Source organism: Exiguobacterium sp. s22, from assembly GCF_018617455.1.
Lineage (GTDB): Bacteria > Bacillota > Bacilli > Exiguobacteriales > Exiguobacteriaceae > Exiguobacterium.
Map to the genome: position 1 here is coordinate 432,749 of NZ_JACSKD010000001.1, position 18,981 is coordinate 451,729.

The 18,981-nt window shown below is 47.2% G+C and carries 23 protein-coding genes; 15 read left to right on the top strand and 8 right to left on the bottom strand.

All coding sequences use genetic code 11. The annotated features are described in order from the left end of the window. Window positions 1-26 precede the first annotated feature (26 nt). The 6 genes from KNO94_RS02240 to KNO94_RS02265 all read left to right on the top strand — a co-directional run bounded on the left by KNO94_RS02240 (window position 27) and on the right by KNO94_RS02265 (window position 4,734). Window positions 27-800 carry a hypothetical protein gene (locus KNO94_RS02240; protein WP_214777193.1) on the top strand — a complete coding sequence of 258 codons (774 nt, stop codon included), beginning with the start codon at window positions 27-29 and terminating at the stop codon, window positions 798-800. Continuing rightward, window positions 797-1,720, top strand: coding sequence for an AAA family ATPase (locus KNO94_RS02245; protein ID WP_214777195.1), 924 nt, complete (start codon window positions 797-799; stop codon window positions 1,718-1,720). The genes KNO94_RS02240 and KNO94_RS02245 overlap by 4 nt, the downstream gene beginning before the upstream one ends. Window positions 1,721-1,722: 2 nt before the next feature. Beyond that, the gene (locus KNO94_RS02250; protein WP_214684290.1) at window positions 1,723-2,784 is read left to right on the top strand and encodes a DUF58 domain-containing protein; all 1,062 of its coding nucleotides are present in this window, start codon (window positions 1,723-1,725) and stop codon (window positions 2,782-2,784) included. A 15-nt stretch (window positions 2,785-2,799) separates the two neighbouring features. Then, a complete protein-coding gene (locus KNO94_RS02255) occupies window positions 2,800-3,534 on the top strand; it encodes a hypothetical protein (protein WP_214777196.1) in 735 nt (244 codons plus the stop codon). Between the two features lie 200 nt (window positions 3,535-3,734). Next, entirely contained in the window at window positions 3,735-4,247 is a 513-nt protein-coding gene (locus KNO94_RS02260; RefSeq protein ID WP_214777198.1) for a hypothetical protein, read from the top strand. Between the two features lie 25 nt (window positions 4,248-4,272). Beyond that, window positions 4,273-4,734, top strand: coding sequence for an NUDIX hydrolase (locus KNO94_RS02265; protein ID WP_214777200.1), 462 nt, complete (start codon window positions 4,273-4,275; stop codon window positions 4,732-4,734). A gap of 48 nt (window positions 4,735-4,782) precedes the next feature. Here KNO94_RS02265 and KNO94_RS02270 read toward each other — a convergent pair whose 3' ends face one another. Next, window positions 4,783-5,493 (bottom strand): GntR family transcriptional regulator, encoded by a 711-nt coding sequence (locus KNO94_RS02270; RefSeq protein WP_214777202.1) that lies wholly within the window; start codon window positions 5,491-5,493, stop codon window positions 4,783-4,785. Between the two features lie 135 nt (window positions 5,494-5,628). On the opposite strand from KNO94_RS02270, the gene bglA reads away from it, so the two are divergent. From bglA to KNO94_RS15215, 6 genes are all read left to right on the top strand, one after another. Beyond that, window positions 5,629-7,065 carry a 6-phospho-beta-glucosidase BglA gene (bglA, locus tag KNO94_RS02275; RefSeq protein WP_214777204.1) on the top strand — a complete coding sequence of 479 codons (1,437 nt, stop codon included), beginning with the start codon at window positions 5,629-5,631 and terminating at the stop codon, window positions 7,063-7,065. A gap of 90 nt (window positions 7,066-7,155) precedes the next feature. Beyond that, window positions 7,156-7,473: an MBL fold metallo-hydrolase gene (locus KNO94_RS15465; protein ID WP_483299160.1), complete on the top strand. Its 318-nt coding sequence runs from the start codon at window positions 7,156-7,158 to the stop codon at window positions 7,471-7,473. 45 nt (window positions 7,474-7,518) lie between these two features. Continuing rightward, window positions 7,519-7,965, top strand: coding sequence for an MBL fold metallo-hydrolase (locus KNO94_RS15470; RefSeq protein WP_483299167.1), 447 nt, complete (start codon window positions 7,519-7,521; stop codon window positions 7,963-7,965). Between the two features lie 69 nt (window positions 7,966-8,034). Then, window positions 8,035-8,358, top strand: coding sequence for an ArsR/SmtB family transcription factor (locus KNO94_RS02285; protein ID WP_214777207.1), 324 nt, complete (start codon window positions 8,035-8,037; stop codon window positions 8,356-8,358). A gap of 86 nt (window positions 8,359-8,444) precedes the next feature. Continuing rightward, entirely contained in the window at window positions 8,445-8,912 is a 468-nt protein-coding gene (locus tag KNO94_RS02290) for an SDR family NAD(P)-dependent oxidoreductase (RefSeq protein WP_251125764.1), read from the top strand. Continuing rightward, window positions 8,821-9,132, top strand: coding sequence for an SDR family NAD(P)-dependent oxidoreductase (locus KNO94_RS15215; RefSeq protein WP_251125798.1), 312 nt, complete (start codon window positions 8,821-8,823; stop codon window positions 9,130-9,132). The genes KNO94_RS02290 and KNO94_RS15215 overlap by 92 nt, the downstream gene beginning before the upstream one ends. A gap of 36 nt (window positions 9,133-9,168) precedes the next feature. Here the strand turns inward: KNO94_RS15215 and KNO94_RS02295 are convergent, their stop codons facing one another. Continuing rightward, window positions 9,169-10,005 carry an alpha/beta hydrolase gene (locus KNO94_RS02295; RefSeq protein ID WP_214777209.1) on the bottom strand — a complete coding sequence of 279 codons (837 nt, stop codon included), beginning with the start codon at window positions 10,003-10,005 and terminating at the stop codon, window positions 9,169-9,171. 185 nt (window positions 10,006-10,190) lie between these two features. Here KNO94_RS02295 and KNO94_RS02300 point away from each other — a divergent pair, with 185 nt between their 5' ends. Beyond that, the gene (locus tag KNO94_RS02300; protein ID WP_214777211.1) at window positions 10,191-10,949 is read left to right on the top strand and encodes a glucose 1-dehydrogenase; all 759 of its coding nucleotides are present in this window, start codon (window positions 10,191-10,193) and stop codon (window positions 10,947-10,949) included. A 16-nt stretch (window positions 10,950-10,965) separates the two neighbouring features. On the opposite strand, the gene KNO94_RS02305 is transcribed toward KNO94_RS02300, so the two are convergent. Further along, complete coding sequence (locus KNO94_RS02305) at window positions 10,966-11,616, bottom strand: helix-turn-helix transcriptional regulator (RefSeq protein ID WP_214777214.1); 651 nt, start codon at window positions 11,614-11,616, stop codon at window positions 10,966-10,968. A 294-nt stretch (window positions 11,617-11,910) separates the two neighbouring features. After that, window positions 11,911-12,171: a DUF1294 domain-containing protein gene (locus tag KNO94_RS02310; RefSeq protein WP_214740652.1), complete on the bottom strand. Its 261-nt coding sequence runs from the start codon at window positions 12,169-12,171 to the stop codon at window positions 11,911-11,913. Window positions 12,172-12,379: 208 nt separating this feature from the next. Between KNO94_RS02310 and KNO94_RS02315 the strand changes: the two genes are divergently transcribed. Beyond that, entirely contained in the window at window positions 12,380-13,162 is a 783-nt protein-coding gene (locus KNO94_RS02315; RefSeq protein WP_214777216.1) for a LysM peptidoglycan-binding and 3D domain-containing protein, read from the top strand. Window positions 13,163-13,221: 59 nt separating this feature from the next. Here the strand turns inward: KNO94_RS02315 and KNO94_RS02320 are convergent, their stop codons facing one another. Further along, window positions 13,222-14,334 (bottom strand): cation:proton antiporter, encoded by a 1,113-nt coding sequence (locus tag KNO94_RS02320; protein ID WP_251125765.1) that lies wholly within the window; start codon window positions 14,332-14,334, stop codon window positions 13,222-13,224. A gap of 204 nt (window positions 14,335-14,538) precedes the next feature. Between KNO94_RS02320 and cls the strand changes: the two genes are divergently transcribed. Then, entirely contained in the window at window positions 14,539-16,005 is a 1,467-nt protein-coding gene (gene cls / locus KNO94_RS02325; protein ID WP_214777217.1) for a cardiolipin synthase, read from the top strand. Between the two features lie 45 nt (window positions 16,006-16,050). Here cls and KNO94_RS02330 read toward each other — a convergent pair whose 3' ends face one another. Genes KNO94_RS02330 through KNO94_RS02340 form a run of 3 tightly spaced genes read right to left on the bottom strand, consistent with a single transcriptional unit; the run spans window position 16,051 to window position 18,963 of the window. Then, the gene (locus KNO94_RS02330; RefSeq protein WP_214777219.1) at window positions 16,051-17,028 is read right to left on the bottom strand and encodes a hypothetical protein; all 978 of its coding nucleotides are present in this window, start codon (window positions 17,026-17,028) and stop codon (window positions 16,051-16,053) included. Beyond that, window positions 17,025-18,053 (bottom strand): DUF58 domain-containing protein, encoded by a 1,029-nt coding sequence (locus KNO94_RS02335; RefSeq protein WP_214777221.1) that lies wholly within the window; start codon window positions 18,051-18,053, stop codon window positions 17,025-17,027. The genes KNO94_RS02330 and KNO94_RS02335 overlap by 4 nt, the downstream gene beginning before the upstream one ends. A 1-nt stretch (window position 18,054) precedes the next feature. Continuing rightward, window positions 18,055-18,963 (bottom strand): AAA family ATPase, encoded by a 909-nt coding sequence (locus tag KNO94_RS02340; protein ID WP_214777223.1) that lies wholly within the window; start codon window positions 18,961-18,963, stop codon window positions 18,055-18,057. Window positions 18,964-18,981 lie beyond the last annotated feature (18 nt).

Genomic DNA, 18,981 nt, shown 5'->3' on the forward strand with positions numbered 1-18,981 from the left:
CTGAATATACATAAGCGGAAACACCGATGAAACAAGCCAAAACGATTTTTGTGTCAGGAATTCTATTCTCCTTGCTACTTGTCGCCCTCATCTCCTATTCCGGTCAACTGGGATACCGTTACTACCAATCATTAGATATCTCAGGGAGTGAGATTACGAGTTGGGTTACGGACTGTCATGACAAACGAAAGTTTTTAGGGATTTTCGAAGTGATGGATGTTGATTTTTGGTGTGGGGAAGACAAAATTATTGAAGAAGACTGGCGAGGGGTTGAGCTTGGCTCTTCTAGTGAAGCTCCAGACGATAAAGGTGGGACTCCAAGAGAAAAGATTAATGACGAGTCACCTTCTTACGGCAATCCCTCATCAGAAGAGTCGAACAGAGTCTCTTACCTCCCATACATGATAACCGGACTGCTTATCTTGCTCGGATGGTGGCTCTGGAAAAAACGACGCCCCTCGAAGAAACAAAGCGAGGAGGGAGAGTTAGATATCGAGGATCACTCGCTAGTGACTTCTGACAACGCGTCGATGCAGATAAACCGAACGGTTCATCCATTACCAGCATCGGCTATCCGAAAGCAGTTGATTCAATTCGAAGCAGCGTTACCTCCACATAAACGTCGCCGCCCGTATGAAACGTTGTCGACTTGGGCGAAACGAATTGAGCTCGATGCATCCCTACTTACCTATTTAGAGACACGTTATGATGATGGAAACATCTCACCACAACGTGAGCGAGCGTTCACCCAACAACTTGATGAATACCTACTACGCACACAAAAGGAGTCGAACTCATGACCATCCGACACGTATTGGACCAATTAGACCGCATTTACCTCGGTAAACCAGAAATCACAAAATTATGTTGCACAGCCCTATTGGCGAACGGCCATATCTTGCTAGAGGATGTACCTGGGACGGGGAAGACGTTACTTGCGAAAAGCATCGCCAAAAGCTTTGAGGCAGACTTCGCCCGAATCCAGTTCACAGCCGATTTGCTACCTTCTGACATCATCGGATCAGATTTCTTCAATATGCAGACTCAGACGTTCGAGAACCGGACCGGACCGATCTTCACGAATATTTTACTCATCGATGAAGTGAACCGTGCCGTTCCGAGAACGCAATCCGCCTTGCTTGAAGCGATGGAAGAACGCCAAGTTTCTATCGGTGGCGTCACGTATCAACTACCGAAACCATTCTTCGTCATCGCGACGCAAAACCCGATCGAGTCGGCGGGAACGTTCACGCTACCGGACGCCCAACTCGACCGCTTCCTCATGTCCCTTCAAGTCGGATATCCAGGGGCAGACGAAGAGCGGAACTTGATTCTACAGACGATTTCAAAGACAAGACAGACAGTGCATGTCTTGATGACGAATGAAGCTTTTTTAGAAGCACAAGAAGAAGTCGAGAATATCCGGATTCATGAAGATGTCGTCACGTATTTGCTCGCACTCATCCACGAGACGAGGCAACACCCGTTAGTCGAAGTCGGGGCGAGCCCACGGGCGACGCTCGCGCTCGTCAAGGCCTCACAAGCTTATGCGTACTTGAACGACCGTCAGTTTGTCACGCCTGAAGATGTTCAAGCCGTTGCGCCACATGTCCTCTCGCACCGATTGACCCTCACCCTTGAAGGAGATATCAAATCGACGAAGCGACAAGTGTTGGTGGACGTACTCGAGTCCGTAACTGTCCCCGTCGAAAAGGTGTAACGATGCGACAGGTCGAAATCAGTACACCGTCCATTCTTCAGGACCAACTTTGGCCGGCTTATGTCAGTCTCGGTCTCCTCACCATGTGGATGCCTTATGTATGGCCCATCGCTTATGTATGTGGAGCATTATTAATCGTCATGTTCATCCGGAAACGAATCATTCGAACACTTTCAAACGAAGTCTCATTTTCCATCCGGCAGAAAGAAGATCTCTTGTTCATCGACGATGAGACATCATGTATCGTCCGTATTGATGGGTATGAGCGAATCATTGCCCTTGGTGTTCCGCTATTGATTCGACTAGAGGGTAATGAACGGATGGTATTCGAGGACGGGTCACAGGCATACGACACCAGGATCGAACAGGACATACATCATGTGAGCGTCTCGGCTGTGAAGCGTGGACCTGCTTCGATTCATATGTGTGTGATGCGTGTCACCTTACCGTTTTATTTAGGTACTCTTTTTTTCACGGATGAGGAGATGGATATGCCCTCATGGATTGTGTTACCTACCATCACGAAGTCACCAATCACCGAATCTCGCATGATTCGGATGGGTGACCGTATCGTCAAGCACTCCCCGCTGAACGATCCGTTGATGATTCAGAGTGCAAAACGATATGAGAAGGAACCGGCTAAACAGATTGACTGGGTCGCCACTTCAAAGGTCGGTCATGTACAGGCAAAAGTGTTCGAACGACAAAATCTCGACACGTTCACGATTTCCCTTGATTTGAGCGGTCCGCTCGGGAACGGGCTCCATGCGCAATATGAAGACTTGATTCAACAGACGGCGTATTGGGTCTCTTACTTGATCAAAGAAGATTGTAAAGTGGAGCTGTTAATCAACCGACTCGACAAAAACAACCAAGTCGACCGTGTTACACTGGGAGAAGGAAGAAAACAATTACGGCTCATTCTCGTCCGACTGGCGATGATTCATGAATCGAACGCGTTTGTTGCGTCATCGCGATTCACGTCATATGTCAGTCGTCACAAACAGCCTCACGCCGAATTGATTCACATCAATCACGCGATGCTGCTGAAATCTTCAGGGTGATGAAGGGAGAAACACATGCGACGAATGACGGGCTTACTCATATGTTGTGTCGGACTACTTGCAAGCACGACAACCGTATCAGCCGAGATGACTGAGTCCTCGGCGGAACGTTTTGCGGATGCATATTTTTATGACATCGTGATGGATCATATTCAGGGAGATGATCCGGTTAATTATCATATGACGGATAGTGAGAACATCACTTTCGGGCCACTACTCGAGACATACGTCCCGTCTTCCTCTTGCTACAAAACGGGAGAAACATGTACATTCGTCCCAACAAAAGAATATGTGGCGACCGTCTTTCAAGATGACGAACCGGTCAACGTAATCGGAACATATGAACAAGCAGCGGGTACATATGCGTTCTCAACGTTTGGTTCAGATAAAGAAACCCCGAAAGCGTTGACGGACGTAAAAGGCGATCTCGTGAAGTACACAGAAGAATCGGCATGGTTTGATTATGATGGGAACATGTTGACAGCGTTGACATCTAATTCAAAACAGATGATTAGCGGAGATGCGATTTCAACTGAGGCGTTTCAAGTATTATTGGTTGAAGAGAATGAAAGTATTGAAGGGGGTGCCGAAGAAGGAATGATAGGTGGAGCAGGCGACTCATCATCAGTCCATTCGGATGAGACAGAGTCAAATAAGCCAACATCGAATACCAACCGATTGATTGGCTTTGCTGTGTTAGCGATATTGCCATTCGGATATTGGTTCCTCAAGAGACGAAAAGCAACATGATGTCAAAAGACTTATCCAATCATCATAATCCATTAGAATTAGTGGTCATACCGAGTCATGCATTGAGAGACAGAGAAGCAACCTACTTGATCTTTCGCCATTTGGAGAAAGAACAGTTTCCATTACTTATAGAGCGTAAGCGGACTGTAAGGGATTCGAGAAAACGTCGCTTCTCTTTTAAAAGTCAGGAAGAAGAGCTTGTGACGACCAAAACCATCAAAAATCGTGAGGTGTTAGAGTCGGAATTGACGCTTTTTTCAAATGAGGTCATCGTCTTAAGAGGAGAGAGGGATTGGATTCTGAGCTATTACGAAGACGGGTTGACGCTTCAAGGAAACCAAGTGAAACGTGTCTCGACAACTGGTATTGTCCAAATGGAGACATTTTTTGAACATGTGGTTAGAGGCGCGTTTCCCATCAAATTGGCGTTTGGTTTAGGTGGAACGTTTGCTCCACTTGAAAACGTGTTTCGCTTTATATTGCATAACCCAGATTGGAAGGGATTGATTGAAGACGAATTATTGCCTCAGCTTCAGATTCCGAAGGCGAAGAATGTGTGGCAGTCCCTTTCATATCTGACCTACGAGCAGACGCTTGAGACGTTCACTATTGAATTTCATCCGAATATACTAGGAAATTTCATACTCGCACATGATGCTAACGATACGTACTATTTCATTGATCATGTGAATGGGGAGATCAAGATTTTTTAAATTCTAAATACAGAGGGGTAGTGTAGTGAGTTACATACAGCATATGCGTCAATTAATCGGATCGAATCTATTAATCACTGTAGGATGTGGAGTCCTCATCGAACAGGACAATCAAATTTTGTTGCAACACCGAAAAGATCATCATGTTTGGGGAATCCCCGGTGGTGTTATGGAGCCTGGGGAATCATTTGAAGAGACAGCCATCCGTGAAACTCTTGAAGAGACAGGGCTCTCCGTGGATAGTTTGAAACTGTTCGGAATCTATTCCGATGATGAGGGATATGCCACTTATGAAAACGGTGATCGGGTCTATAGTGTTCAAGTCATCTTTTACACCCATTCATTCTCAGGAGAAATCGCTCAATCGACAGACGAAAGTCACGAACATCGATTTTTCTCAAGAGAAGACCTACCACGATTACATCAACATCAACGTCGGTTCATTGACGATTGGGTCGAACAGGTCAATCTCCCGGTCGTGAAGTGATATTCATCTTGCGACGAACAACCCCTCATGCGCGCATGAGGGGTTTCTTCACATATAGGGTCCGTTCGCCTGAATGACGAACTGGGAATGTGCGTAGTGGTAGGTGATTCGTGAATAGTCAAAAGGCTTCCCGTTCGTCAGATGAAAGATGGTTTCGATGCGAAGTGTCGGGTCATTCACTTGCAATCCGAGGTGTTCCGCTTCACTTTCCGTCAATCGCCCGACCTGTAGATACATGTCAGAAAATCCAATCGTGACGCCGAGCGCGCTTTGGACATAATCGAAAATAGAGTTTGCCACAATTTCGCGATTCAAATATGGGACAATGGCTTTCACATAATAGGATTCCTCGTGACAGAGCACCTCTCCATCCACATACCTTACCCGTTCGACCCGATACACATCGTCAGAAACATCAATCCCTAGATTCTCCGCAACCGTCGCGTCTGGCTTCACGACAGACACATCAATCACATAAGATGTCAAGACACGGTCTCCGAGATTGCTCTTGAACCCTTGGGTCGAGAAGAGGCTCATATAGCCAGGTCGATTATGTCGTCTGACGAAAATGCCGCTTCCCCGCAGTTGAAAAATGACACCCTTTCGTTCGAGCAGCTCTAAAGCTTTCGTGATGGTACTCTTGCTCACCGCATATTGATTCATCATCTGCCCAAGGACAGGGAGCTTATCGCCTTGTTTTAAGTTTTGTTCATGGATATATTGTTCGATTCCATTCGCGATTTGTTGATATTTTAGCATGGTCATTCCTCACTTTTTCGTCACTGGTTCTATTATATCATGAAAAAGCAAAAGTGATTCAATGTACCGTCCTTGTATAATTGTACCGGTACAATTATACTTAACGTGTACGATTCATGTGAAGGAGGACTTACAATGAAGACATTACCGAACGATTTCCTATGGGGAGGCGCACTCGCCGCCCATCAATTCGAGGGTGGTTGGGACGCTGACGGAAAAGGGCCGAGCGTCGTCGATGTCTTGACAGCAGGCGCACACGGCGTCGCTCGCCGGATCACAGACAAGGTCGAACCGAATGAGTTCTATCCGAACCATGAGGCGATTGACTTTTACCATCGTTATAAAGAAGATGTGGCCCTCTTTGCTGAGATGGGATTGAAATGCTTGCGTACCTCGATTGGGTGGAGTCGCATCTTCCCGAACGGGGATGACGCAGAACCGAACGAGGCAGGTCTTCAATTTTATGACGACTTGTTCGACGAGCTGTTAAAGTACGACATCGAGCCGATCATCACGCTCTCGCATTTCGAGATGCCGCTCCATCTTGCCCGTGAATACGGTGGCTTCCGAAATCGTGAGGTCGTCGACCACTTCGTCCGCTTTGCGGAGGTCTGCTTCGACCGCTACAAAAACAAGGTCAAGTATTGGATGACGTTTAACGAAATCAACAACAAGATGGACGTCAACAATCCTCTCTTCTTGTGGACCAATTCGGGTGTCCTCCTAGAGGAAGGGGAGAACGCGCGTGAAGTCATGTATCAGACTGGGCACCATGAACTGATTGCGAGCGCTCTCGCCGTTGCCAAAGGGAAAGCCATCAATCCTGACTTCGAGATTGGAGCGATGGTCTCTCATGTACCGATTTATCCGTATTCATCAAACCCAGATGACGTCATGCTCGCCGAAGAGATGATGCGGCAACGCTATTTCTTCCCGGACGTACAAGTTCGTGGATATTATCCGAGTTACGCATTAAACGAGTTCGAGCGCGAGGGATACAACATCCCAATCCTTGAAGGGGACAAAGAGATTTTACAGAACGGAAAGGTCGATTATCTCGGTTTCAGTTACTATATGTCGACGACCGTGAAGAATGACGTCGTCGCGGACAACAGTGGCGATATCGTCAACGGTGGTCTGCCGAATGGTGTCGAGAACCCGTATATCCAGTCGAGTGACTGGGGATGGGCGATTGACCCGGTCGGACTCCGTTATGTGCTCAACCGACTCTATGACCGGTACCAAATTCCGCTCTTCATCGTCGAGAATGGATTCGGTGCCGTCGATGAGATTGTCGACGGAAAGATTCATGACAAAGCTCGAATCGATTACTTGAAGGCCCATATCGAACAATTGAAGCAAGCCGTCATTTATGACGGGGTCGACTTGGTTGGTTACACACCTTGGGGCATCATCGACATCGTCTCGTTCACGACGGGAGAAATGAAGAAGCGATACGGGATGATTTACGTCGACCGTGACAATGAAGGGAACGGATCGATGGAGCGGATGAAGAAAGACTCGTTCGACTGGTACAAACAGGTCATTGCGACGAATGGAGAGAATCTCTAAATAAGGGTGAGCAAAGAACTGTGAAATGTCTGCAGGTCTTTGCTCTTTTTCGCTATAATGTAGAAAATGATGATCCAGGAGGGAAGCCTGATGCAAGTGAAGCAGCATGGGTCAGTAACCGCCGTTTGCACCAAAGTGAAGAACGGTCCATTCGAGATGTCGATGTACGTCTATTATATCGACGGCATGATCATCGATACGGGGACACGCACGATGCTACCCGAACTTCAAATGTTCTATGAGTCGGTTCCAATCGATCTTGTCAGCATCACGCACCCCCATGAAGATCACATTGGAACGGCGGCCTGGCTTGAGCGGACATACGGTGTCCCAATTTACATACGAGAGTCCGCCAGGGACATGTGCCGGACGGGGTTAAACATCCCAGATTATCGAGCACGTTTTTAAGGAGATCCGGAACCGTTTCAGCCGATTGCCTATCATGAAAATCAAATCACATCAGAACATCATAGCTATCAGGTAATCCATACACCTGGTCATGAACCGAATCACGTCGTCTTATATGACAAGGAGAACGGTCGGCTGTTCTCGGGTGATTTGTTCGTCCATCCTTATCCGAAGGTGATGATTCCGGAGGAGTCGGTCCCTGAACAGATTCGTTCGCTCAAACGGGTCCTGTCCCTTGATTTTGATGAAGTGTACTGTCAGCATGCTGGGCGTCTCGACGAAGGCCGGGCGCAACTGAAAAAGAAGCTCGAATACCTCGAGCGATTGACCGATGACGTGATAACAAAAACTGCAGCAGGCCATTCGATTGACGACATCAATGCCCAGCTCTTCCCCGAACCATCGCCGCTCGTCAAAATCTCCAAGCGGGATTATGACTCGAGGCATATGATTGCAAGCATTCTTCGAGAAATCTACGAACAACTTCGTTGACAAAAGATAAAACACCTAGTATTCTTAGTGCGGGATTAAACGTTTAAACTTTTAAACGGAGTGATGAATATGAAACGAACAGATGTTACACCCGAAGTCTCGTTATCTTTATTTGAAGATGCGATTCCGTTGTTCCAAGTATTAGCTGACGTCAATCGTCAACGCATCATCGTCGAGATCGCTAAACATGAACGCTTGAACGTCAATCAGATTGATGAAAAGATTGAGTTGTCTCGACCAGCCATCTCACATCATCTCAAACTACTTCGACAAGCGGGCATCGTTTCATCGGAGAAAGTCGGGACAGAGAACTTTTACTTCCTGACGCTCGAGAACACGGTCGGACTGCTGAAGGCACTGACACGAGCGATTGAAGACGAATGCATCCCTTGACCTTTCTTTTTGGAAACAGAGAGAAAGGCTTCTTTTTCACCAATGAGTTTATACGTTTAAGCATATAAACATTTAAGGGAATGAATATGAACCAAAAACAAACGATTGTCATCACAGGAGCAGCGAGCGGAATCGGCCGAGCGACGGTCGAACTGTTCAGCAAACGAGGTTGGCATGTCGTCGCGACGATGCGAAAACCTGAAGTCCATAAAGAACTGTCTCACCTAAAAGGGGTGTCGCTCTATCAACTAGATGTGACGAACGAGATGAGTATCCGAGAGGCATTTAAACAAATCGTCTCGGATCACGGAAAGATGAATGTGTTGTTGAATAATGCTGGGTATGGAGCGGTAGAGATTTTCGAGGAAGCCTCTCCCGAACAGATTCAACGGCAATTTGATACGAACGTATTCGGGGGTCATGAATGTGATTCGGGCAGCACTCCCATACTTCCGCAAACAGCTGAGAGGACGGATTGTGACCGTTTCCTACGTCGATGGACAGATCACATTCCCAATTCACAGCTTGTATCACAGTTCAAAATGGGCGATTGAAGGATTCATCGAATCGCTCCAGTTCGAGTTGGCACCTTTCAATATCGACATGAAATTGATTGAGCCGGGACCGATTAAGACAGACTTTTACGGTCGTTCCCAAGAACTCGTCCGTGACCAACCGCACGATGTATATGATGGCTACATAGAAGTTGCGCTCCATCCCGAGCCTCACCACCAACTTCATGAATGGTTAAAGCGCCACGACTGGGCATCATGACGAACAAGACAGCGGAAACCTCTCCGCTGTCTTGTTTTATGTATGTAAGAACCGCTCAACGTTTTCCATCGAGAAATGACGGCTCCATTGAACGAAGTGTCCACCTGGTACGGCAATCAATTGTACAGAAGGATGAAGCAGTCGTTCCGCTCGTTTGACATGATGGAGCGTTCGCTTCGCCTCCTTCAAATCAATTCCCGTGAAATCCGCATAATACAGGTGCGTCGGGACTTGGACGCGTCGTAACAAGTCCTTAAAATCCAATCCATCATAACCAAACAACAAGTGTAAGCCACCGGTCGAAAGACGGGCCGATTGCTCGACAGCAGAACGAATCGATAACGTCGGCTCGACCCCGATTCGTCGACAGAACAGTTGGAACCGCTCTTCAGAAAACGTGGGGTCACTCTTATTCACTTTCGTTTCAATCCAGTTCAAGAGGCGTCGTGGTGAATGGTGATACAGTAGACGTAAAAGCGGTAAGGCGAATCCGAAGATGCCATATTCCCGATATGGTAGCATAGCGTTCGGTTTATGTCCTTGGTCGAGAAGTATCAAATGCCTGACTTGGTCTGGATAATGGACTGCATAAGCCAGGGCGATGGCACCTCCCATCGAATGACCGATTAGTCGAACCGATTCAAGGTGTCGTGAGATTCGATACGTCTCGACCCAGTCTGCGAGTACTTTGGACGTGGCGAATGTATGTAGTCCCTCACTTTCACCAAATCCAGGTAGATCTAACAGGTGAACTTCGAAATCGTTATGTAATGCTTCGGCAAATAATTGGCCTTGTGACCCAGTGAATCCTCCACCGGGAAGGAAAAGTACAGGTTCACCTCGACCATGGACGGTTCCATGGAATTGTTTCACGTCATCTCTCCTTTATATAATGGAGTGCTTTCCATTCAAGTATAAAGATTGCTGGGAGTCAATTGAAGAAAAATCGCCATGTTTCTCAGGAGGCTCGCAACCAAATGTGGGTATAACATAGTGACAGGCAGATTACTGTCATCACACATCGTATACGTTCTGACCTTTCAAAGGAGGAATGAGAAATGAAGCTTTCAGGAAAAACGGCAATTGTCACTGGCGCAGGTTCAGGCATGGGGCGAGCCATCGCCAAACTGTTTGCAGAAGAAGGCGCACGAGTCGTCGCCTTCGACTTGAATGAAGATGCTGTGCAGGCGGTAGTTGATGAAATCAAAGCAGCGGGTGGGGAAGTTCTTGGCATTGCTGGTAACGTGACGAATCAAACGGATACTGACAAACTCGTCGAGGCGGCGAAAGACACGTTCGGCTCGGTCGACATTCTCGTCAATAACGCGGGAATCATGGACAACTTCATGACGGTGGGAGAAGTGACGGATGAATTATGGGACCGTGTCCTTGGCGTCAATTTGACCGGACCGATGAAACTTTCACGTTCCGCCATCCAAGTGATGGAGAAGCAGGATCAGGGGGGCGTCATCATCAATAACGCGTCCGTTGGAGGACTATTTGGTACGCGCGGTGGCGCGGCCTATGTCGCCTCGAAACATGGATTGATCGGATTAACGAAAAACATCGCAGCCACTTACGGAACACTCGGTAAGATTCGCGCTAATGCCATCGCGCCAGGTGGGGTCAACACGAATATCGGTTCGACCATCACCGCTCCGAGCGAACTCGGGATGCGCGCCATCCAAGGTGCGGGGGAAGCACCGATGGGTGAGCCCGAACAAATCGCGAACGTCGCGCTCTTTTTAGCGTCAGACGATTCAAGTTTTGTAAATGGAGATGTACTGAAAGCGGATGGCGGTTGGACGGCAAGATAAACGAAAAGAGCCGAAATCATTCGGCTCTTTTCGTTTGGTATTTTTTTCGATAGGCGAGAGGGGTGATCGAATGATGTGATTTGAACGATTGGACGAAGTGACTGACACTTGAGTAGCTCAAGCGATTGGCGATGTCTGCGATACCTTCAGTCAAATCTTCTAATAAAGTGGCGGCCCGCTCCATTCGTTTCATCTGTACATACGCAATAGGAGATGTGCCTCCAAAGAATACAAACAAACGAGAGCACTCACTTCGACTCACACTGCCCGCATGAGCGATTTGGGCTAATGTCGGTCTGTCCTCTATGTGAGTGTCGACATAAGCAAGCATACGACGAAGACTCTCCCGTTTGTTCTCATTCTTCATCGTCTCAGTCTCTTGCTGAATCCAGTAGCGCCAGATGACTGTACATTGAAGTGTCGCATCCATCAATGCGAGTGGACCATCCGCAGATAAATGTTGAACGGCCCGTTCAATCGTCTGAATAATAGATTGATGACCTCGTTCCGGTTTTATCATATGTAAGGACTTATCAGTAGTTAGATATGGCGTCACATATCGCTTCGCCAACTCGGGATGGAACAAAGCAGTCGGATCAAAATCGAGTAACCTCATCGGTGACGCTTCCTCGATTTTCTCAACCATGACACTTTGTCCTCGTGCCAAGAGAACGGCTCCTCTTGGATGAAGGGTGAGGCTTACTCCGTTCACTCGAATCACGGACGTCCCAGACTTGCAAAAAAGAACAGTGAAGTGATCAGTCACTCTTAGAGTCAATGGACCGTGACGAATCATCTCGATACTCTTCAAAAGCACCATCCTCCTCGTTTCGGAAATTTCCCGACATTTCATTTCGATTGTCCACGGAGAAACACTTTGAAATGAGCATGAACTGGGACGAATCTGACATTTTTAATCATCGTTCACTAATAGATACAATCGAGTTTCTTCTATATAACTCTAAAAGATGAGCCACCCTGTAAAAGCCGCATGGACGAGAATGGCAACAGGTACCCCGATTCGGAATTTTGGCTTCAATGTCTTATGACGGAAGATGCGCATCGCTAAATAAGCGCCGAATGCCCCACCGATCCATGCCATCGTCAGTAACGTACGCTCCGAAATACGCCAAGCTCCGACGCGAGACCGTCTTTTATCGACAAAATACGACACAAAAGCTAGTAAATTAGTCACAATGTAATATAGCAGTAATAGTTCCAAAGACCAAAACCTCCTTATTTTCCTCTTCATTATATCGTAAATTGGCTCTATGAAGCCGTTTCAATCGACTGAAACAATTTTCTGAATCCTCTCATTCTCACGAATTGTTCTGTAAATGAACTGATAACACTCTCATATCGTCCTGTAATCGCTGTGAAATATAGAGGTGTTACAGTAAGGGGGCGTTAGAAAAGGGAGGAATATTCTTATGAAAAAACCACTATTGACACTAACGGCACTCGCTGGCCTTAGTTTAGGAGTCGCTGCTCCAGCTTCGGCAGCATCAACACACACAGTTCAGTCTGGAGATACACTCTATCGTATCGCCGTGAACAACAACGTCTCTGTAAATGACATCAAACAAGCGAACGGCTTAAACTCAAATATGATTTACCCGAACCAAGTCTTGAAACTTGGAAAGGCAGAAGCAAAAGCTTCTGCTGCATCTAAAACGTATACAGTTAAATCAGGTGATACGCTTTATCGTATCGCATTGAACCACGGGATCTCTGTCAATCAATTGATGACTTGGAACGGTCTTAATTCAGATCTTATTTTCCCTGGACAAGAGTTCGCCGTGAAAGGGGCAGCCGCTGCATCTGTAGCGAATGATGCGAAGACAACAGCACCGAAGACATCGACAACAGCACCAGTTACGAAAACTGCATCGTCTACAACGCAAACCCAAGCTCCGGCTTCAGGTCAGACAATGACAGTTGAAGCAACAGCTTATACACCATATTGTGCAGGATGTTCTGGTATCACAGCGACAGGAATCGACGTTCGTTCGAACCCTAACCAAAAAGTCATCGCGGTCGACCCTTCTGTCATTCCGCTCGGCTCTAAAGTATGGGTGGAAGGATACGGAGAAGCCATTGCTGGAGACACAGGTGGTGCCATTAAAGGGAACAAAATTGACATCTTGATGCCGACACAAGAGCAAGCACTTGCTTTCGGTCGTCAATCCGTTACAATCAAAGTCTTGAACTAATTCAAGCTTGTCTAAGACACTGCCATCGGGCGGTGTCTTTTTTTAGTTCATTCCTTTTCTCATGGATTTTTCACTTTCGTCAGACCGAGTCGCTTCGCAAGAGGCTTGATCGTCAATCCATGTAAGGCGACAGACGTCACGACTAAACCGAGTGTGATGGGCAGCATCCGCTCCGCGTCTTCGATTCCGAGTTCAGTGATTTCTTGTGCGAAAAAGCCAGTCACTGTCATGGCGACAATCCCTCGAGGGGCAATCCAGCTAATGAGTGCCCGTTCTTGCATCGTCAAAGGAGAGCCGAGTAATGACGTTTGCACTGAGATGGGACGAACGATGAACAAGATTCCAAGAATCGACAGCAATAGTGGCCAGTCAAAGATGGCGAGTAAACTATCGCGGGTCAAACTCGCCGTCAAAATGATGAAGACGGTCGAAACGAGCAAGATGGAGATATTTTCTTTAAATTCACGGAGCTGATGTAAGATTCGTGCATGTCCATGTTTAGAATTGGCCATGGTCAACCCCATTGCCGTCACGGCCAATAGACCGACTTCATGCATCACCCATTCACTGATGGCATAGACAAGAAGCACGCCAGAGAATGTAAGCGTCGTCCGTAAATACTCTGGAACTTTCTCGTTTCCGAACAAACGAATCAAGAGATGACCAACGGCAATCCCGAAGGCGACGGCGACGATACACGACCAAAAGAAAGGCAAGTGGCTCGCAAGCCCGTCGTTTTGATAGAAGATGAAACCCACTCGGACGACGAACAGTGCCATCAATGCACCTAGCGGATCGACGATAATCCCTTCCCATTTTAAGACTTTAGCCGGACGAGCCGATAAGTTCGCCTGTCGTAATAACGGAATGATGACGGTCGGTCCGGTTACGACGAAGATAGCTCCCAGTGTGAATGCGGGTAACCAATGAAAATCTCCGACGATGAGGAGGAGGAGTGATGTCAGGATGAAAGAGAGAAATACCCCGACCGTGACGAGGCGGAAGATGTACTTTCGCAAATCATCGATTTCCCGGAACTCGAGACTGAGACTTCCTTCAAATAAAATGAGCGCCACCGCGATCGAAATGAGGGGACTATACAAATCCCCTAGTATTTCGTTAGGATTCAACCACCCGAAAATCGGACCGACGAGGATCCCAGCAACCGTCATAATCAGATTGCCGGAAAGTCAAAGCGCCAAGCGAGTAACTGTGAAAGTGCTCCGATGAGGACCAATAGACTGAATCCAATCATCATGTCTTCCATAAACTCCCCCCATTTCTTCAATTCTACCTATATGTATACCCGAATCATAAAAAACGTTCACTAACAATACCTGATTTCGGGTAAGACATGAAAGAAAGGGAGGGATACGATGGAAGTAACATTCGGACTCATCATCGTCATCTTGACGTGGCTTATCTTACTACTTAATCTCACATTTGCCATCACCATCATTTTCTTCGAGAGGCGAGATATCGGGACGACGTGGGCGTGGTTGCTTGTCCTTTTTTTCTTACCGCTCATCGGATTCTTCGTTTACATTTTCTTTGGCCGCTTGATCAAATCTCATAACTTTTATCAGGTCGAAGAAGAAAAGCGAGAAGCCTATCATCACCATGTCGAAGAACAATTAGACCAACTCGATCGATCGATGCAACCATTCCATCATCCGCTACTCCTTAAGCACCGACGACTTGCTCGTCTGAACCTCGTGTCAACGAATGCACTGATGTCTTTTCATAATGACATCAACATTCTTCATGATGGGACCCAAAAATTCGATCAGCTGTTTCAGGATATCGAACGAGCGACAAAAGAGGTCAATATCCAATACTACATCATTCAAAACGATGCACTCGGTCAATCCTTGATTCGGTTGTTGACGGAGAAGGCAAAACAAGGCTTACGGATTCGGCTGCTCTATGATGCAGTTGGGTCAAGAGGACTGAAACATAAACATTTTAAAGATCTTCTCACTCATGGTGGGGAGGTCAAGTCGTTCTTTCCATCAAAGCTAGGGATTAACTTTCGAGTGAACAATCGTAATCACCGGAAGCTTTGTATTATCGACGGAGAACTCGGTTATATCGGTGGGTTCAACGTAGGGGACGAGTATCTCGGTAAAGATGAACATTTCGGGTACTGGCGTGATGTGCATTTACGGATTGCGGGTGATGCTGTTAAAGAATTACTAGAACGATTCATCCTAGATTGGAACCGTTCTGTCCCGACGCGTGAAAAAGAAGAGAAGGACGCATTTGTCTGGCCGGTTGAGAATGCGATGTTCCCTGTCGCTCCGGTACAAATCGTGACATCCGGTCCCAACTCGTCGACAGAACACTTAAAGAATATGCTCGTCAAAATGATTAGCCAATCTAAAGAATGCATCTACATCCAGACACCGTACTTCATTCCAGATGCTAGTTTTCTCGACGCCTGTCGGATCGCACTCATGGCTGGTACCAAAATAAAGATCATGATTCCAAACAAACCGGACCATATGTTTGTCTATTGGGCGACGTATGCGAATGCAGCTGAGCTTGTTCGTTACGGCGCAGAAGTGTTTACGTATGAGGAAGGTTTCCTCCATGCGAAGACACTTGTCATCGATGGGGAAGTCGCCTCAATCGGAACGACGAACATCGATGCCCGAAGCTTCCGACTCAATTTTGAAATATCGGCGCTCATTTTTGATCGCACGGTCGCACAATCTGTCATCGATGCGTTCGAGCGAGACGAAGCACGTGCCGAACGACTGACGATTGAACGATATGAATCAAGAACGCGGTGGATTCGTTTTAAGGAAAGTGTATCGCGTCTACTCAGTCCTATTCTTTAAAAACAAAACATCCGGCAGAGGAGACTCCTCATAGCCGGATGTTTTTTAGCGGTTTTTCACTTGTTCGACGAGTCGCTTGAACGAATCGTTGATCTCTTGTGGGGCTTCTTTGTCCCCATACTCTGCAGCTTCTAGCCACTCAGCGTAGAGCGAATGGTTGGTGAACTCAATTCGTTCCAACCATTCAAACACCGTCTCCTCGCGCATGCGAGGGTGCTGATGTTCAAGCTTTCGTCCCGTCTCAAGGAGTTGAATCTGACGGGGTGAGCGGACCATGCGCTTATCTGAAAGTGTCGGATGCTGAATACTTTTTGGAATCATCCCATCTTCTTGGATATCTTTTCGCTTCTGTAAGTAAAAGAACAAGAAAACTCCAATCAATAAGATGGCGATAAAGACGCCGATGAAAAATAAAGACTCATTCGAAGCAGATTCGAATAATGTCTCTTGAGACAACGTATCCGCATCAAGATTCGGGTTGTCTGGTACGAGAAACCGATTGACGCGATCATTTGGATCGAGAACGATTCCGTCGAACCAGCTACCAATCCATAAAAAGAAAGGACTGATCCAAGCGATCACATTTCCGAATAGAAGTTCCTTTATCGTACGAATGATCAGGGATACGACCAGACCGATTCCTAGACCGAGGGCGAGCATCGTCACCATCCGCTTATAATCACGACGATAATACAGATTCCGTTGCCAAATCAAAAAGATGAACGGAAAGAGGACCATTGCAAGCGATTGTGTCGCCGGTGGGAATAACCAGTCCGCCACTAGGAAGAGCACACTCGCCATCGCGTAGCGGTCTGTCCAATCTAACGTCCGGATGAACGCATGAACGTACGTGAAAATCAAAAGCAAGATGCTCATCTCGTAAGAAAAATACAAGGCGGCGATACTCATGAGCGTTTGCACGATCAATTGTGTGTTTCGAGAGAGACGGAGCGTCAATAAAAAGAGCAGTGGAAAGACATGTCCGATATAAAAGGCTGCGAAGACCCACCATAACCATCTCATTGGCCGTCACCCCCTAACCGGAGAATGGATTGATTCCCGCTATACTTGGCCACTTTTCGTTCGAACAGCGACCTTGCGAGTGGGAAGTCACTCTCTGATAGACAAGCGAACGTCGTCATGATTTTACGAAAATGCACTTCTCCACTACCAGGTTGCAAATCATACGTGATCCCATCTTTCGTAAGCGTCGGGACAATCAATCCATAGCTTGCGTTCTCTTTTTCAAAGTCACGACATAGTGCTGCCGCTTGTGAGATGAGACGTTCCATCTGATACGTAAGGGCTCGTCCGTCTTTCGTCAGCAAATCGAGGACAATGACATACTCATTCGCCTGTACGGGTTGTTCCGTGCGAGCGAGAAGTTCCCCCGTTTTTGCATAAGCAGACCAATACAGCTGACGCATCGGCTGTCCATGGTACGGCGTGACTGATTGGAACGTTTCCGGGTCACGATAGGCACTATGCCGTACCATCTCCTCACCAGGAAGGGTAGGAGGGCGCTTTGGAATCGGATACGGTGAGAACTCAGGAAATACATAACCGATTCGTGGGAGAGCGTCTTCCTTGTATAGAGAAAACATTCGAAGCGGGTCACGAATCTCTAAGCCGATTGCCTCTAACCGAATTGGACCACGTTTCTTCGCATGAAGCGGAATGGTGAACTCGACAGTTGCATTTGTCTCGACGAAATTCTCCTGTCGCCAAAAGGCGTGACCTTCAGACTCGACCGTCGGATGCAAATAGCCGGATAATCGAACAACCCCAAGCGGCACTTTTGCTGTCGATACAAGGTTCAAGACATACACGGCATCGTCATTCGGAAAAAGTTTTAGCTCTTCTGTGAGGTCGATTCGGATATGCTCCGCCAACCGGAACATGAATGCCGGCATGACCAAGGCGTAGAGGCTGAACCCAATCAATAGACTCGCAATCAAGACATTTCCATACAGTGCCGTAAAGACCCCGACGACGAACAAGAGCCACATATAGCCGGACTCGAGATAGCGTGGGCTGACTAATTGCATCTTACACCTCTGAAGGGACCGGGATGGTCTCGAGTACAGATTTAATGAGCTTTGTCGGTTTTGTCTTCAGTGAAGCCTCGACCGTCAAGACGATGCGGTGTCCTAAAATTGGAAGTGCGAGCGCCCGAATGTCTTCTGGAGACACGTAATCTCGTCCTTCCATATAAGCATGAGCACGAGCCGCCATCGTATAGGCAAGCGTTGCACGAGGACTTGGTCCAACCTCGATATCCCGATGATGTCGAAGGGACTCCATCAAATCGAGTAAATAATCTTCAATTGCCTCATGGAATCGTACGTTTCGGACCTCCTGTTGCATCTTCAACAGCTCATCTTGCTGTAATGAAAACGATTCGGTCGAGAGGTGTTCGTTTCGAATCAGTCGCCGCTCTGAATCACGCGAGAGCGGGGCGAGGGTCAACTTGAATAAAAAACGGTCCAATTGAGCCTGCGGGAGCGGGAACGTCCCTTGTCCATCGAACGGGTTTTGCGTAGCAATCATAAAAAACGGATCGGGCAGTTTAAGTGACACTTCCCCAAGTGTGACTTGTCGCTCCTGCATCGCTTCGAGTAGCGCGGATTGCGTACGTGGTGTCGTCCGGTTGATTTCATCGACTAATAAAATCGAAGTGAAGATTGGACCTGTTCGACGTTCAAACGCGCCAGTTGTCGGATTAAATAGTTCCATCCCTAAAATATCACTCGGTAATGTGTCCGGTGTACATTGGACACGCTGAAACGTTGCCGAAATCGAACTCGCCAAACTACGCGCGAGAGTCGTTTTCCCCGTACCGGGACGATCTTCAAGCAATACATGTCCCCCGGATAATAAAGCAATCGAGGCAAGCTTAATCGCCTTCGATTGACCAATGACTTGATCATTCAAATGTGAAACCCATGAATGGTTCATTCAAAATCCCCCTATATT

Bases quoted from the DNA above. Each gene is read 5' to 3' on its own strand.
- KNO94_RS02270 (WP_214777202.1), bottom strand. From the start codon at position 5,493: ATGCTAAAATATCAACAAATCGCGAATGGAATCGAACAATATATCCAT.
- KNO94_RS02285 (WP_214777207.1), top strand. From the start codon at position 8,035: ATGAAACGAACAGATGTTACACCCGAAGTCTCGTTATCTTTATTTGAA.
- KNO94_RS02245 (WP_214777195.1), top strand. From the start codon at position 797: ATGACCATCCGACACGTATTGGACCAATTAGACCGCATTTACCTCGGT.
- KNO94_RS02250 (WP_214684290.1), top strand. From the start codon at position 1,723: ATGCGACAGGTCGAAATCAGTACACCGTCCATTCTTCAGGACCAACTT.
- bglA (WP_214777204.1), top strand. From the start codon at position 5,629: ATGAAGACATTACCGAACGATTTCCTATGGGGAGGCGCACTCGCCGCC.
- cls (WP_214777217.1), top strand. From the start codon at position 14,539: ATGGAAGTAACATTCGGACTCATCATCGTCATCTTGACGTGGCTTATC.
- KNO94_RS02255 (WP_214777196.1), top strand. From the start codon at position 2,800: ATGCGACGAATGACGGGCTTACTCATATGTTGTGTCGGACTACTTGCA.
- KNO94_RS02320 (WP_251125765.1), bottom strand. From the start codon at position 14,334: ATGACGGTTGCTGGGATCCTCGTCGGTCCGATTTTCGGGTGGTTGAAT.
- KNO94_RS15465 (WP_483299160.1), top strand. From the start codon at position 7,156: ATGCAAGTGAAGCAGCATGGGTCAGTAACCGCCGTTTGCACCAAAGTG.
- KNO94_RS02330 (WP_214777219.1), bottom strand. From the start codon at position 17,028: ATGAGATGGTTATGGTGGGTCTTCGCAGCCTTTTATATCGGACATGTC.
- KNO94_RS02340 (WP_214777223.1), bottom strand. From the start codon at position 18,963: ATGAACCATTCATGGGTTTCACATTTGAATGATCAAGTCATTGGTCAA.
- KNO94_RS02240 (WP_214777193.1), top strand. From the start codon at position 27: ATGAAACAAGCCAAAACGATTTTTGTGTCAGGAATTCTATTCTCCTTG.
- KNO94_RS02290 (WP_251125764.1), top strand. From the start codon at position 8,445: ATGAACCAAAAACAAACGATTGTCATCACAGGAGCAGCGAGCGGAATC.
- KNO94_RS02300 (WP_214777211.1), top strand. From the start codon at position 10,191: ATGAAGCTTTCAGGAAAAACGGCAATTGTCACTGGCGCAGGTTCAGGC.
- KNO94_RS02315 (WP_214777216.1), top strand. From the start codon at position 12,380: ATGAAAAAACCACTATTGACACTAACGGCACTCGCTGGCCTTAGTTTA.
- KNO94_RS02335 (WP_214777221.1), bottom strand. From the start codon at position 18,053: ATGCAATTAGTCAGCCCACGCTATCTCGAGTCCGGCTATATGTGGCTC.